This is a genomic window from Streptomyces sp. YIM 98790, assembly GCF_011421595.1.
Taxonomy (GTDB): Bacteria; Actinomycetota; Actinomycetes; order Streptomycetales; family Streptomycetaceae; genus Streptomyces.
Genome location: NZ_WTLH01000158.1, coordinates 1 through 13,890 on the forward strand (window position 1 = coordinate 1; position 13,890 = coordinate 13,890).

The following is a 13,890-nucleotide window of genomic DNA, read 5'->3' on the forward strand; positions in this document are numbered from 1 at the left end:
TGAGCGGGCCGCCGGCCGGGAGCGGCCGGCCCGCCGCCGGTCAGCTCGCGGCCGCCCTGGCCGCCGCCTCGGCGCGCAGGTCCCGGCGCAGCTCCTTGGGCAGCGAGAACTGGATGTGCTCGTCCACCGGCTGGACCAGCTCCACGTCGGCGTAGCCGCGCTCGGTGAGCCAGGCCAGGACCTCCTCGACCAGGACCTCGGGGACCGAGGCGCCGGAGGAGAGTCCGACCGTGGTCACGCCCTCCAGCCAGGACTCGTCGATCTCCGAGGCGTTGTCGACCAGGTATGCGGCGTCCGCGCCGGCGCCGAGCGCGACCTCCACCATGCGGTTGGAGTTGGAGGAGTTGCGCGAGCCGACCACCAGCACCAGTTCGGAGTCGGCGGCCACCTTCTTGATGGCGGTCTGCCGGTTCTGGGTGGCGTAGCAGATGTCGTCGCTGGGCGGGGAGAGCAGGTTGGGGAAGCGGCGCTTGAGGCCGTCGACGGTCTCCATGGTCTCGTCCACCGACAGGGTGGTCTGGGAGAGCCAGACCACCTTGTCCGGATCGCGGACCTCGACACGGTCCACGTCCTCGGGGCCGTCCACCAGCTGGATGTGGTCGGGGGCCTCACCGGAGGTGCCGATGACCTCCTCGTGGCCCTCGTGGCCGATGAGCAGGATGTCGTAGTCCTCGCCCGCGTACCGCACGGCCTCCTTGTGCACCTTGGTGACCAGGGGACAGGTGGCGTCGATGCTGGCGAGCCTGCCGCGCTCGGCCTCCCGGTGCACCTCGGGAGCCACCCCGTGCGCGGAGAAGATCACGATCTCGCCCGGGGGGACCTCGGAGATCTCCTCGACGAAGACGGCGCCCTTCCGTTCCAGGGTCTGCACGACGTACTTGTTGTGCACGATCTCGTGGCGGACGTAGATCGGGGGTCCGTACTGTTCGAGGGCCTTCTCGACGGCGATCACGGCGCGGTCCACGCCCGCGCAGTAGCCGCGGGGCGCGGCGAGCAGGACGCGGCGGCGGCCGGTGGGAGCAGTCATGCGCTCCATCGTAAGGGGGCCGGTGCCCGGCGCGCGTCCCGGTCCCCGGGGGCGCTCGCACCCGTTCAACAGGGGAGCGTGCGGCCCGTCGCGTGCCGGGATGCACCGGGGATGCGCCGGCCTCCGGCGCCCGTCCGGCGGCACCGGGGATGTCGGTGCCGGGCGCTAGGTTGGGGGCATGGCTTTGCAGACGTCCCCCGACGCGCCGGCCCCCGTCGGGCAGGTCTCCCGGCTGATCGGCGACTGGATCAGCCGGCTGGGCGCGGTCTGGGCGGAGGGGCAGATCACCCAGATGAGCCGCCGGCCGGGCGCGGGCGTGGTCTTCCTGGTGCTGCGCGATCCCGCGCAGGACATCTCGCTGACGGTCACCTGCTTCCGCCAGGTCTTCGACCGGGTGGCGGACACGGTCACCGAGGGCTCCCGGGTGGTGGTCTGCGGCCGCCCCGAGTGGTATGCGCCGCGCGGCCAGCTCTCCCTGCGGGTGACGGAGATCCGCCCGGTGGGCGTGGGCGAGCTGCTGCTGCGGCTGGAGCGGCTGAAGCGGGAGCTGGCCGCGGAGGGGCTGTTCGCGGCCGCGCGCAAGCGGCGGCTGCCGTTCCTGCCGCGGTGCGTGGGGCTGGTCACCGGGCGGGCCTCGGCGGCCGAGCGGGATGTGCTGCTCAACGCCCGGCGGCGCTGGCCCGCGGTGCGGTTCGCGGTGCGCAACGTGGCGGTCCAGGGGGTGCACGCGGTCAGCCGGGTCACGGCCGCGGTGCAGGAGCTGGACGCGGATCCGGCGGTGGATGTGATCATCGTGGCCCGGGGCGGCGGCAGCGTGGAGGATCTGCTCCCCTTCTCCGACGAGCATCTGGTGCGGGCGGTGGCGGCCTGTACGACGCCGGTGGTGTCGGCCATCGGCCACGAGCCGGACTCCCCGCTGCTGGATCTGGTGGCGGATCTGCGCGCCTCCACGCCCACCGACGCGGCCAAGCGCGTGGTGCCGGACGTCGGGGAGGAGCTGGCCCGGGTGGACCAGCTCCGCGAGCGCACCCGGCGGGCGGTGGAGACCTTCCTGGACCGGGAGGAGCGAGGGCTGGCCGCGGCGGCCGGCCGGCCGGTGCTGGCCGAGCCGTACCGCATGGTGGAGGCCCGCGAGGAGCAGCTCGCCGCGGTGGTGGAGCGGGGGCGCCGGGTGCTGGGCCATCTGCTGGACCGGGCGGATTCCGAGCTCTCCCACACCCTGGCCCGGGTGGTGGCGCTCTCCCCCGCGGCCACGCTGCGGCGCGGCTATGCGGTGCTCCAGCGCCCGGACGGCGGCGTGGTGCGGGCCGCCCGGGAGGTGGCGGAGGGCGAGAGGCTGCGCGCCCGGGTGGCGGAGGGCGAGTTCGCGGTGGTCGCCCGGGCGGACGGCGAGTGAGCGCGGACGGCGAGTGAGCGGTGCGGAGCGGCGCGGCACGGGTGGACGGCGATCTGGGACAGGGGCGCTTAGGGTGGCGGACATGGCGGAGACGGACCGGAGGCAGGGCCCGGCGGCGGAGGGCGAGCCGGGGCTGGGATACGAGCAGGCGCGGGACGAGCTGATCGAGGTGGTGCGGCGGCTGGAGGCCGGCGGCGCCACCCTGGAGGAGTCGCTCGCCCTGTGGGAGCGGGGCGAGGAGCTGGCCCGGATCTGCCGGCACTGGCTGGAGGGTGCCCGCGCCCGGCTGGACGCCGCCCTGGCGGCGGACGGCGGCGCCGAGGGCGGGATGGAGTCCGTGGTGGTCAGCCGGACCGTGGAGCGGGTGGAGGAAACGGCCTTCGAGGCGGTGGAGGCCGAGGCCGGGGAGGGCGGCCGGGGCTGAGCGCCGCCGGGCGGGCGCGTCCGCGTTCGCCGCGCGGTCCCCCGGTGCGTGTGCTTCCCGTGCTGCGCCCGCTGTTTCTGGGGTGTGCGCTGTTCCGTGGTCCTGCCGTTCCGGCGGGGTCTCAGGCGGCCGGGGGGCGGTGCGGGACGAGCGCGGCGGCCAGTTCGGCCAGGCGGTCCGGGGAGACGGTGCCGGTGAGCACGGTCACCGGGGCGTCCGGCGAGCCGGGGCCGGCCAGGCTGACCAGCGCGTGGTACTTGTCGCCCGCGTGGACGGCCCACTCCCGGGAGCCCACGGTGCGGCTCTCCCCGGTCGCCCGGGCCTCCTCGGTGAGCCAGGCGACGAACGGCTCCGCCGGGCCGTCGGCCTGGGCCAGGGCGGCGTACTGTTCGTCCTCGTCCGTCAGATTGAGCCGCCAGGTGGCGCCGTATTCGCCGTCCCGGTCGTAGCGGGCCGAGGTGGGCCGCCAGCCCTCGGGCAGCGGCTCCGGGACGAGCAGCCGGTAGGGCGCGGCACGCGCGGCCGTGTTGGCCTCCACCTGGAAGTCCACCGTGGGCACGGCCCGGCCGCCGGGGTTCTCGAAGGGCTGCACCAGAAAGAGCACCAGCACGCCCGCCATGATCACGGCCATGGACAGCATCATGTCCCGGACGGTCTTGGTCGCCGGCCGGCCCGGGGCGGCGGGGCCGCCGCCCGCGTTGTCCGCGCCGTCCGGGGTGCCTGCGGTGTCCGGGGCGGTGGTTCCGGTGTCGCTTGCCACCCCTCCATGGTGGACCATGCCGGAAGGGGCGCCGCACCCGCCCCCTGCCGCCCGTCCGTCCCGGACCGGCGTCGGTTCCGCACCCGCATGGACCCGCTCATCCGTAGGCCCCCCTGCTCACTTGTGGAAGGGCGGCTAGAGTCGGAAGCACCCTCAGTGTCCGCGGCCGCGCCGGAGAGCCGGCCGTGAGAAAGGTGCGTGCCATGTCCGAGCATCATCAGCTCCCTCCGCAACTGGAGGTCAGCCCCGAGGCTCCCGACCGCAACCTCGCCCTGGAACTTGTCCGTGTCACCGAGGCCGGGGCCATGGCCTCCGGCCGCTGGGTCGGCCGGGGCGACAAGAACGGCGCCGACGGCGCCGCCGTACGCGCCATGCGCACCCTGATCTCCACCGTGTCCATGAACGGCGTGGTGGTGATCGGCGAGGGGGAGAAGGACGAGGCCCCCATGCTGTTCAACGGTGAGCGGGTCGGCGACGGCACCGGCGCCGAGTGTGATGTGGCCGTCGACCCGGTGGACGGCACCACGCTGACCGCCAAGGGCATGGGCAATGCGGTGTCCGTGCTGGCGGTGGCCGACCGCGGTGCCATGTTCGACCCCAGCGCGGTCTTCTACATGAACAAGATCGCCACCGGCCCGGAGGCGGCCGAGTTCGTGGACATCGACGCCCCGCCCGCGGTCAATGTGCGGCGGGTGGCCAAGGCCAAGGGCGGCACACCGGAGGATGTCACCGTCTGCATCCTGGACCGGCCGCGCCACGCCGATCTGGTGCGCGAGGTCCGGGAATCGGGGGCCAGGATCAAGTTCATCCAGGACGGCGACGTGGCCGGCGCGATCATGGCGGCCCGCGAGGGCACCGGGGTGGATCTGCTGCTGGGCGTCGGCGGCACGCCGGAGGGCATCATCACCGCCTGTGCCATGAAGTGCCTGGGCGGCACCATCCAGGGCAAGCTGTGGCCGCGCGACGAGGAGGAGCGGACCAAGGCCATGGAGGCCGGGCACGACCTGGAACGGGTGCTGTACACCGACGATCTGGTGCGCGGCGACAATGTGTTCTTCGTGGCCACCGGCATCACCGACGGCGAGCTGCTGCGCGGGGTGCGCTACCGCCCGGAGACGGCCACCACCCAGTCCCTGGTGATGCGCTCCAAGTCCGGGACGATCCGGCAGATCGAGTCGGTGCACCGGCTGACCAAGCTGCGCGCGTACAGCGCCGTGGACTTCTCCCGGCCGAGCTGAAGGAAAGCCCGGGCCCGAAGCCGTGCCGGCCTCCGCCGCGTCCCGGCCTCCGCGGGGCGGACGCCGGGACGGCGGGGACCGGGACCGTGGAAACCGGAAACCAGGAACCGGAAAGGCCGCAGGACCCGCGCCTCAGGCGATGCGGCGGGCCTGGGAGGGCGCCGCCTCGGCCGTGTCCCGGCGGCGCCGGCGGCTGAGCACCACCCGGCGCTCGGCCGCCGTCAGCCCGCCCCAGACGCCGTACGGCTCCGGCTGGACCAAGGCGTGTTCCCGGCACTCCAGCAGGACCGGGCAGCGGGCACAGACCGATTTGGCCGCCTGCTCCCGGGCCAGCCGGGCCGCGGTCGGCTCCTGGGAGGGCGCGAAGAACAGCCCGGCCTCGTCACGTCGGCAAGCGGCTGCGGAGTGCCACGGGCCCGCCAGATCTCGCGACGGACGCTGGACTTGGACAACTGGGGTCCACTGAGGCTCCTGTGGCGGTTGCAGCACGGTCCACTCCTGACGACGGCTACGGGGGTCGCTTCCGGGCGTTGACCCGCCCTGAGCCCGAGGCCGGGACCCCCCAAGGATCACGTACGGCCATACGGGTGACGGTCCCTCGTGCCCTACCCGCTGTGCGCACTCTTATGCATGGAGCAACAGAACCCGCGCGACCCACTACCCAGGGCCACCAAAGGTGACGGAATGTCATGCATCGCGGCGGTGCGCAGCCCGCGGGAGGCACGGCCGCGAGCGCCGTTCACGCAGTGGTTCACGCGGTGGTTCACGCGGTGGTTCACGCGGTGGCGTCACCGTTGAGGTCCCGGACGGACTTGCCGGGAACGGGACGGGCCGAGACCCCGCCGAGCAGCGCCACGCCCTGCACCACCACGACCGGGGCGCCGGGCTCGGAGGCCTCGTTCTCCCGGACCTCGAAGCCGCCCAGAATGCCATTGCCGCTGTTGCGCACGGTGACGTTCTCCGGGAGCTTGATGTCCACGCCTCCGCACAGGGTCACCACGCTGATGGTGACCACCGGGGATTCGAAGATGGCCTCGGTGAGGTCGAGTTCCACGCCACCGCAGACCGCGACGGAACTGATCTGGGACCCCACCCGCCAGCGGCCGCGCCGCACCGCACCGCCGAGCAGGGCCAGCACCCTGGCCGAGCGGCACGGGCGCGCCACGGGCACCGGCCGGGGCGGCACCGGGGGCGGGGCGGCGGAGCGGGGGAACCCGCCGGGCCGCTGCTGCTGCCCCTCGGGCAGATCGCCGATCAGGCCGGAGAGTTCGGCCACCGTCTTGGCACGGTAGACCGCGTCGATCCGCTCGGCGTGCTCCTCGGTGTCCAGCCTGCCCTGGGCGAGCGCCTCCCGCAGGATGTCCGCCACCCGGTCCCGGTCCGCGTCCGAGGCGCGCAGCGCCGTGGGACCGCTGTCGCTCTGCTTCTCCAGCCGCGCGCCGGGCGGGTTTTCAGCGTTCACGACACCAGCGTACCGAACGCGATACATCGCAACTAGAGGTCCCCACGGACGGGTGGCCGGACATCCGCTGTGAGACGGTAAGGGGCACCGTGCCGGAAACTGTGAAGACCGGAAACTGTGAAGACCGTCACCGCGGCGGCACGGGAGCACTGCGGGGGCGCAGGGAAGGAGCCGGTCATGGGACTCGAAGCGCTGCGGGCGGCGCTGCCGGCCTACGCCCGGGACCTCCGGCTCAATCTCGGCACGGTCATCGGCGGTTCGCCGCTGCCCCCGCAGCAGCGCTGGGGCACGGTGCTGGTCTGCGCCATCGCCGCCCGTTCCGGGCGGGTGCTGCGCGAACTGGCGCCCGAGGCCCGGGCGGCGCTGCCGGAACCGGCGTACACCGCGGCCCGGGCGGTGGCCGCCACCATGGCGATCAGCAATGTCTTCCACCGCACCCGGCACCAGCTCTCCGACCCGGAGTACCGGCGGCTGCGGGCCGGGCTGCGGATGAACGTGCTGGGCGATCCGGGGGTGCCGCGGGCCGATGTGGAGCTGTGGTCGCTGGGGGTGTCGGCGGTCAACGGCTGCTCCGCCTGCCTGGACTCGCACGAGAAGGCGCTGCGCGGCCTGGGCGTGGACCGGCAGACCATACAGGAGGCGGTGAAGATCGCCGCGGTGATCCACGCCGCGGCGGTCACTCTGGACGCCGAGGAGGTGCTCGGCGAGACCGGGCCGCGGACGGAGCCGCGCCGGGAGTGAGCGGCGCGGACCTCAGCCGGAGCGCGTCGGGGTGGGGACGGTCATCTCGAACCAGACCAGCTTGCCGGTGCCCAGCCGGGTCGCGCCCCAGCGGCGGGCCAGCTTCTGCACCAGGTACAGGCCCCGGCCGCCCTCCTCCTCGGGCCCGGCCTGCCGCAGCCGCGGAAGCTGCGGCACGTCGTCGCCCACCTCGCAGCGCAGCACATCGGAGCGCAGCAGCCGCAGCGTCACCGGCCGTTCGGCATACCGGACAGCATTCGTCACCACTTCGCTGACAAGAAGCTCCACCGGGTCCAGCAGATCCGCCAGATCCCAGTGGTTCAGGCTCTCCCGCACCAGCCGGCGCGCCGCGCGCACCGACTCCGGCTCCGCCTGGAGCCGCCGGAACACCACATTGTCCGAGGCCACGCCCTCGAACCGGGCGGCCAGCAGGGCGATGTCGTCGTCCCGGTCGCCGGGGCCGGCGATGTCCAGGAGTTCCTCGCACAGCTCCTGCAGCGGCGGTGCGGCCCCCGGCCGGGTCAGCCGGGCGATCTCGGTGAGCTTGGCGCGCAGCAGGTCCAGCCCCAGGCCGATGTCCCGGTTGCGGGACTCCACCAGGCCGTCGGTGTAGAGCAGCAGGGTGGCGCCGGTCGGCGCGTCGAACTCCACCGCCTGGAAGTCCACCCCGCCGACCCCGATGGGGGCGTTGGGCGGGACCTCCACCAGTTCGGTGGTGCCGTCGGTGTGCAGCAGCACCGGCGGCGGGTGCCCGGCGTTGGCCGCGGTGATCTTGTGCGCCACCGGGTCGTAGACCGCGTACAGGCAGGTGGCCATCCGGTTCTCGCCCAGCCGCTGGGCCTGCTCGTCCAGGTGGTGCAGCACCTCCTGGGGCGGCAGGTCCAGCCCGGCCAGAGTCTGCACGGTGGTGCGCAGCTGGCCCATGATCGCGGCCGAGGTGGTGGAGTGGCCCATCACATCGCCCACCACCAGCGCCACCCGGGAGCCCGGCAGCGGGATGGCGTCGTACCAGTCGCCGCCCACCCGGGCCGATTCGGCGGACGGCAGGTAGCGGCTGGCCAGCCGCACGCCCGTGGGCTGCGGCAGGTCGTCCGGCAGCATGGTCCGCTGCAGGTCGTCGGCGATGCTGGCCTCGCGGTCGTACAGCAGCGCCTTGTCCACGCCCAGCGCGGAGTGGGTGGAGAGCTGCTGCGCGACCTGGAGGTCGTCCTGCTCGAAGGCCACCCGCTCGGGGCTGCGCAGGAAGACCGCGACCCCGGTGACCCGGCGCCGGCCCCGCAGCGGGGCCACGATCGCCCGGGTGCCCTCGGGCAGCCGCCCGGTGCCGACCAGCTCGCGCAGCGCGGCCCGGGCCAGCGCGGTGTCGGCGAACACCGGCCGCACCGCGCGCAGCACCTCCGCCAGGGCGCCGGTGTGGCTCAGCTCCACCCGCGGCACCGCGTCGGTGACCAGGTGCAGGATCGGGCCCGCACCGCCGCCCTGCTGGGCGGCGATGGCGTCCGGCAGCCGGTCGGTGCGGCGCAGCCGCAGCACGTACGGGTTCTGCGGCTGCTCGTCCCCCACCGGCAGCGGATGGCGCAGATAGACCAGGATGGCGTCGCAGAACGCGGGCACGGTGGCCCGGCACAGGCCGAGGATGGTCTCGTCCAGATCCAGACCGCGGGCGATGCGGCGGGTGGCCGCGCCCAGGAAGCGGAGCCGCTCGCTGTGCCCCATGGCCAGGTCGGCCCCGGTGCCGCCGGCCCGCTCGCGGACCGCCGCACGCTCCTCGCCGTTCGGCTGACCGGGCCGGACGGCGTGATGGGTCCCGGCGGCGGCCTCCGTCCTGGCATGCGGTATCGCCGAGCTGTCGGCGTGCGCGGTGGCGTCCGCCATACGAGCCGCGGGCTGCGAAGGGGTCGGGTCCGTCACGAGGTGGTGTCCATCCGTCCAGGTGGGAACTGGCGTCTGCGGCAGGGACGTTGCGGTGCTGCGCCGGGGGTTCGGTCGGTTCGGGGAGTGGTCTGAGTCATCGTTAGCCGTGAGGGCTGATCCTACGGGCGGTTCCGGGGTCTGTTTCAAGAGGCGTAATGACGGTCCGGCAGTTCTGCGGTGTTTTGTACCGGCCCGGAGCGGGCGGTTCCGCCCGGTGCCGTGGCGGCCGTGGCGGCAGGGGCGGGGCGGTCCCAGTCGGCGGGGAGGGCGGGCGGCTGCCAGTCCGGGTCGGGCCGCCAGGTCTCCCAGCCGTCGGAGAAGGGCTGCCCCCATGCGTCGATCAGTCCGGCCGCGTCCCGCCCGGCGGCGCGGATTCCGGCGGCCTGGCCGGCGTCGAGCAGCCCGGCCCGCTGGGCCTGGGCGAATTCGTCCTCGTCCCGCCACTCCCAGGAGCGGTCGGGGTAGACCGCGATGTCGAGAAAATGATCTTCCGAGTCAACCCCTCCCGACCAGCGGCTCAAGGGTGCTTCCAGATTGACGTACCAGTTCTTGAAGCGCCAGCCCCGTTCCCAGAAAAGCCACACCGACCAGGGCTGACCGGGGCGGGCCAGCTTGAGCACGCCCGAGCCCAGCCAGCGGCAGCGCACCAGGGTGCGGGGCTTGGTGTAGCGGGTGGCCAGCGGCTCCTCGTGCACCGGGGTGCCGTCGGCGAGCTGCGGCTTGACACAGACCGTGCCCGGGGCGACCCAGACGGCGAGCAGCTCCGGGGTGTCGCGGACGACCGTGGCCGGACGGCAGATGTGGAACCCGGCCCCGCCGCCCGCGGCACCGCCGGGGCCGCCGGGGCCGCCGGGGCCGCCGGGGCCGCCGGGGCCGTTGGCCCGGTAGCGCCAGAGAATGTGATCGCCCGGCCGCCAGGGCCCGGTGGCGGGGCTNTGGCCCGGTAGCGCCAGAGAATGTGATCGCCCGGCCGCCAGGGCCCGGTGGCGGGGCTGCCCGCTGGTTCGGTCGTCATAATCGCAGGATATGCGTACTCCTTACAGCCACCCTTGAGCTGCGGCGGAAATCCACACCCACCAGCGACACGGGGGCGGCCCGGGACGGGGGTTCCGGACCGCCCGGTGGCCGCCGCCGCCCGCCGGTCACATGCCGAGCCGCTCCTCCGGGGCGGGGTGGGTCATGGAGAGCACGTCCAGGGCCTGGTCCAGCTGCTCCTCGGTCAGCATGCCCCGCTCCACGTAGCCGCCCTCCAGCACCGCCTGCCGGATGGTGATCCGCTCGGCCAGGGCCCGCTTGGCGACCTTGGCGGCCTCCTCGTAGCCGAGGTAGCGGTTCAGCGGGGTGACCACCGAGGGCGAGGACTCCGCGTACTCGCGGCAGCGCGCGGTGTCCGCGGTGATGCCGGTCACCGTGCGGTCGGCCAGCAGCCGGCAGGCGTTGCCCAGCAGCCGGACGGACTCCAGCAGGTTGCGGGCCATCACCGGCATCATCACGTTCAGCTCGAAGCTGCCGGACGCCCCGGCCACGGTCATCACCGTGTCGTTGCCCATCACCTGGGCGGCCACCATCAGCACCGCCTCCGGCACCACCGGGTTCACCTTGCCGGGCATGATCGAGGAGCCGGGCTGGAGGTCGGGCAGGGCGATCTCGGCCAGCCCGGTGCGCGGCCCGGACCCCATCCAGCGCAGGTCGTTGCAGATCTTGGTCAGCGACACGGCGATGGTGCGCAGCTGGCCCGAGGTCTCCACCAGGGCGTCCCGGGCGCCCTGTGCCTCGAAGTGGTGGCGCGCCTCGGTGAGCGGCAGCCCGGTGGCGCGGGCCACCTCGGCGATCACCGCGGCGGAGAAGCCGGGCGGGGTGTTGATGCCGGTGCCGACGGCGGTGCCGCCGAGCGGCAGCTCGGCCAGCCGGGGCAGTGCCGAGCGCAGCCGCTCGGTGCCGTAGCGGATCTGGGCGGAGTAGCCGGAGAACTCCTGGCCCAGGGTGACCGGGGTGGCGTCCATCAGATGGGTGCGGCCGGATTTCACCACCCCGGCGAACTCCTGGCCCTTGTCCGCGAGGGCGTCGGCCAGGTGCTCCAGGGCCGGGATCAGTTCCCCGGTGATCGCCGCGGTGGCGGCGATGTGGAGGGAGGACGGGAAGACGTCGTTGGACGACTGACTGGCGTTGACCTGGTCGTTGGGGTGCACCTCGCGGCCCAGCCGCTCGGCGGCCAGGGTGGCCAGCACCTCGTTCATGTTCATGTTGGAGGACGTGCCGGAGCCGGTCTGGAAGATGTCGACCGGGAACTGGTCGTCCCAGTCGCCGCGCGCCACCTCCTCGGCGGCCTCGGCGACGGCCTCGGCGGTCTCCGGGTCGAGCACGCCCAGCTGGGCGTTGACCCGGGCCGCGGCGCCCTTGATCCGGGCCAGGGCGGCGATGTGGGCGCGCTCCAGGCGCTGGCCGGAGAGCGGGAAGTTGGCCACCGCGCGCTGGGTCTGGGCCCGCCACTTGGCGTGTGCCGGCACCCGCACCTCCCCCATCGAGTCGCGCTCGACGCGGAAGCCCCCGTGGTGCTGGTCCTGGTCGCGGCCCTGCTGCGGCTCCGTCCCTGCCGTGTGGTGAGTACCCGTCATGAAGCCGAATCTACCCGCGGACGGGCGCGCGTCCCGGCGGACGCGCACCCGTTTCGGAGGGTTCAGGCGCCGGGGCGGACCGGGATGGAGGTGACGAACGGCTTCTGGGGGGAGGGGTCGGCGAAGAAGTCGTTGCCCTTGTCGTCCACCACGATGAAGGCCGGGAAGTCCTCCACCTCGATCCGCCAGACCGCCTCCATGCCCAGCTCGGGGTACTCCAGCACCTCCACCTTCTTGATGCAGTCCCGGGCCAGCCGGGCGGCGGGACCGCCGATGGAGCCCAGGTAGAAGCCGCCGTGCTCGCGGCAGGCGTCGGTGACCTGCTGGGAGCGGTTGCCCTTGGCCAGCATCACGAGAGAGCCGCCGGCCGCCTGGAACTGCTCCACGTAGGAGTCCATCCGGCCGGCCGTGGTGGGCCCGAAGGAGCCGGAGGCGTAACCCTCGGGGGTCTTGGCGGGGCCGGCGTAGTAGACCGCGTGGTCGCGCAGGTACTGCGGCATCTCCTCGCCCGCGTCCAGCCGCTCCTTGATCTTGGCGTGCGCGATGTCGCGGGCCACCACCAGCGGGCCGGTGAGCGAGAGCCGGGTCTTGACCGGGTACTTGGTCAGCTCGGCGCGGATCTCCCGCATGGGACGGTTGAGGTCGATCCGCACCACGCCCTCGTCCAGGTGCTCCTCGGTGGTGTCGGGCAGGAAACGGGCCGGGTCGGTCTCCAGCTGCTCCAGGAAGACGCCCTCGGCGGTGATCTTCGCCTTGGCCTGGCGGTCGGCGGAGCAGGACACGGCGATGGCCACCGGGCAGGAGGCGCCGTGCCGGGGCAGCCGGACCACCCGCACGTCGTGGCAGAAGTACTTGCCGCCGAACTGGGCGCCGATGCCGATCCGCTGGGTCAGTTCGAAGACCTTCTGCTCCAGCTCCGGGTCGCGGAAGCCGTGGCCGGTGGGCGAGCCCGCGGTGGGCAGCGCGTCCAGGTAGTGCGCGGAGGCGTACTTGGCGGTTTTCAGGGCGTACTCGGCGGAGGTGCCGCCGACCACCACGGCCAGGTGGTAGGGCGGGCAGGCGGCGGTGCCCAGGGAGCGGATCTTCTGCTCCAGGAAGCGCATCATGGACGCCTCGTTGAGCACCGCCTTGGTCTCCTGGTAGAGGAAGGACTTGTTGGCCGAGCCGCCGCCCTTGGCCATGAACAGGAAGCTGTAGGCGTCGCCGTCCGTGGCGTACAGCTCGATCTGCGCGGGCAGGTTGGAGCCGGTGTTCTTCTCCTCCCACATGGTCAGCGGGGCCATCTGGGAGTAGCGCAGATTGAGCCTGGTGTAGGCGTCGTAGACGCCGCGGGAGAGCGCCTCGGCGTCCCCGCCCCGGGTGAGCACCTGCTGGCCGCGCTTGCCCATGATGAGGGCGGTGCCGGTGTCCTGGCACATCGGGAGCACCCCGGCGGCGGCGATGTTGGCGTTCTTTAGCAGGTCCAGGGCGACGAACTTGTCGTTGGGCGAGGCCTCCGGGTCGTCCAGGATGCGGCGAAGCTGGGCCAGGTGCTCCGGCCGCAGCTGGTGCGAGATGTCGTGCATGGCCTCGGCGGCCAGCAGCCGCAGCGCCTCGGGCTCCACGGTCAGGAAGGTGCGGCCGGCCGCCCGGAAGGTGGACACGCCCTCGGCGGTGACCAGGCGGTAGGGGGTGGTGTCCGCGCCTACGGGCAGCAGATCGGTGTAGGCGAACTCAGGCATGGCGGCCCTTCCTCGTCCCGGACGGCTGGGTACGTGCGCCGGGCGGGCCGCGGGGGCGCGTCCGCGTCGGCGCAGCGACCAGGGTATGCCGCCGTCCCCGGTCCCCGGCTGTGACCCGGCTCTCCCCGCCTCAGGGCAGCGGGATGGGCCGGCCGGACAGGGCGCGGCGGGCCCGGCGGGTGCGGGCCTTGCCGTAGCGGGAGCGCAGGTGGCCGGAGACGGCGGCGCGCTCCCGGGTGGCGTGGGCGAGCCGGCCCAGCAGCACGCAGGCGGTCTCCGTGGGCCAGCCGTCGGGTCCGTAGAAGGCGGCGAGTTCCGGGATGAGTTCGGTCCACAGGCGGGCGGCACCGGCCAGGTCGCCGCTCTCCTGGAGGGTCTGGGTCCGGCTGCGGCGGACGCGCAGCAGTTCGGTGTGGTCGAGGGCGGAGACCGGCGTGCCGGGCGGCCGCTCCGGCGCCGGGGCGGTGCCCGGGGGCACGGCGTCCTGCACCGGGGGCGGCGGCAGGGGGTAGGAGGTGGTGGCGCCCCCCGGTGCGGCGGCCGGGGCACCGGCGGTCACGCCGCCGTACGCCCCGGCGGTGGCGGCACCGGA

General features: G+C 73.7%; 10 protein-coding genes and 3 pseudogenes. 4 read left to right on the plus strand and 9 right to left on the minus strand.

Features of this window, described 5'->3' with window-relative positions; all coding sequences use genetic code 11:
• Positions 1–40: 40 nt before the first annotated feature.
• Positions 41–1,027 (minus strand): 4-hydroxy-3-methylbut-2-enyl diphosphate reductase, encoded by a 987-nt coding sequence (locus tag GQS09_RS21715; protein WP_165988873.1) that lies wholly within the window; start codon positions 1,025–1,027, stop codon positions 41–43.
• Positions 1,028–1,205: 178 nt separating this feature from the next.
• Here GQS09_RS21715 and xseA point away from each other — a divergent pair, with 178 nt between their 5' ends.
• Positions 1,206–2,423, plus strand: coding sequence for an exodeoxyribonuclease VII large subunit (gene xseA, locus GQS09_RS21720; RefSeq protein WP_165988875.1), 1,218 nt, complete (start codon positions 1,206–1,208; stop codon positions 2,421–2,423).
• 82 nt (positions 2,424–2,505) lie between these two features.
• A pseudogene (locus GQS09_RS29750) lies at positions 2,506–2,748 on the plus strand (exodeoxyribonuclease VII small subunit); the annotation flags it as partial.
• Between the two features lie 220 nt (positions 2,749–2,968).
• Here GQS09_RS29750 and GQS09_RS21730 read toward each other — a convergent pair.
• Positions 2,969–3,607, minus strand: coding sequence for a DUF4245 domain-containing protein (locus tag GQS09_RS21730; protein WP_313896262.1), 639 nt, complete (start codon positions 3,605–3,607; stop codon positions 2,969–2,971).
• 203 nt (positions 3,608–3,810) lie between these two features.
• On the opposite strand from GQS09_RS21730, the gene glpX reads away from it, so the two are divergent.
• Complete coding sequence (gene glpX / locus GQS09_RS21735) at positions 3,811–4,845, plus strand: class II fructose-bisphosphatase (RefSeq protein ID WP_165988881.1); 1,035 nt, start codon at positions 3,811–3,813, stop codon at positions 4,843–4,845.
• A gap of 132 nt (positions 4,846–4,977) precedes the next feature.
• Here glpX and GQS09_RS21740 read toward each other — a convergent pair whose 3' ends face one another.
• Both GQS09_RS21740 and GQS09_RS21745 read right to left on the minus strand, forming a co-directional pair.
• Positions 4,978–5,334: a WhiB family transcriptional regulator gene (locus GQS09_RS21740; RefSeq protein ID WP_165988883.1), complete on the minus strand. Its 357-nt coding sequence runs from the start codon at positions 5,332–5,334 to the stop codon at positions 4,978–4,980.
• A 286-nt stretch (positions 5,335–5,620) separates the two neighbouring features.
• Positions 5,621–6,307, minus strand: a complete 687-nt coding sequence (locus tag GQS09_RS21745) for a DUF1707 domain-containing protein (RefSeq protein WP_313896263.1) — start codon at positions 6,305–6,307, stop codon at positions 5,621–5,623.
• Between the two features lie 177 nt (positions 6,308–6,484).
• On the opposite strand from GQS09_RS21745, the gene GQS09_RS21750 reads away from it, so the two are divergent.
• Complete coding sequence (locus GQS09_RS21750) at positions 6,485–7,048, plus strand: carboxymuconolactone decarboxylase family protein (RefSeq protein ID WP_165988887.1); 564 nt, start codon at positions 6,485–6,487, stop codon at positions 7,046–7,048.
• 12 nt (positions 7,049–7,060) lie between these two features.
• Here GQS09_RS21750 and GQS09_RS21755 read toward each other — a convergent pair whose 3' ends face one another.
• From GQS09_RS21755 to GQS09_RS30450, 5 genes and pseudogenes are all read right to left on the minus strand, one after another.
• A complete protein-coding gene (locus GQS09_RS21755; RefSeq protein ID WP_313896264.1) occupies positions 7,061–8,959 on the minus strand; it encodes a serine/threonine-protein phosphatase in 1,899 nt (632 codons plus the stop codon).
• Positions 8,960–9,186: 227 nt separating this feature from the next.
• A pseudogene (locus GQS09_RS21760) lies at positions 9,187–9,939 on the minus strand (DUF402 domain-containing protein); the annotation flags it as partial.
• 165 nt (positions 9,940–10,104) lie between these two features.
• Positions 10,105–11,577 (minus strand): class II fumarate hydratase, encoded by a 1,473-nt coding sequence (locus GQS09_RS21765; protein WP_165988889.1) that lies wholly within the window; start codon positions 11,575–11,577, stop codon positions 10,105–10,107.
• A gap of 62 nt (positions 11,578–11,639) precedes the next feature.
• Positions 11,640–13,298, minus strand: a complete 1,659-nt coding sequence (locus GQS09_RS21770; protein ID WP_165988891.1) for a fumarate hydratase — start codon at positions 13,296–13,298, stop codon at positions 11,640–11,642.
• 130 nt (positions 13,299–13,428) lie between these two features.
• Positions 13,429–13,890 (minus strand): annotated as a pseudogene (locus GQS09_RS30450) (hypothetical protein); the annotation flags it as partial.

Bases quoted from the DNA above. Each gene is read 5' to 3' on its own strand.
- GQS09_RS21715 (WP_165988873.1), bottom strand. From the start codon at position 1,027: ATGACTGCTCCCACCGGCCGCCGCCGCGTCCTGCTCGCCGCGCCCCGC.
- xseA (WP_165988875.1), top strand. From the start codon at position 1,206: ATGGCTTTGCAGACGTCCCCCGACGCGCCGGCCCCCGTCGGGCAGGTC.
- glpX (WP_165988881.1), top strand. From the start codon at position 3,811: ATGTCCGAGCATCATCAGCTCCCTCCGCAACTGGAGGTCAGCCCCGAG.
- GQS09_RS21750 (WP_165988887.1), top strand. From the start codon at position 6,485: ATGGGACTCGAAGCGCTGCGGGCGGCGCTGCCGGCCTACGCCCGGGAC.
- GQS09_RS21765 (WP_165988889.1), bottom strand. From the start codon at position 11,577: ATGACGGGTACTCACCACACGGCAGGGACGGAGCCGCAGCAGGGCCGC.
- GQS09_RS21770 (WP_165988891.1), bottom strand. From the start codon at position 13,298: ATGCCTGAGTTCGCCTACACCGATCTGCTGCCCGTAGGCGCGGACACC.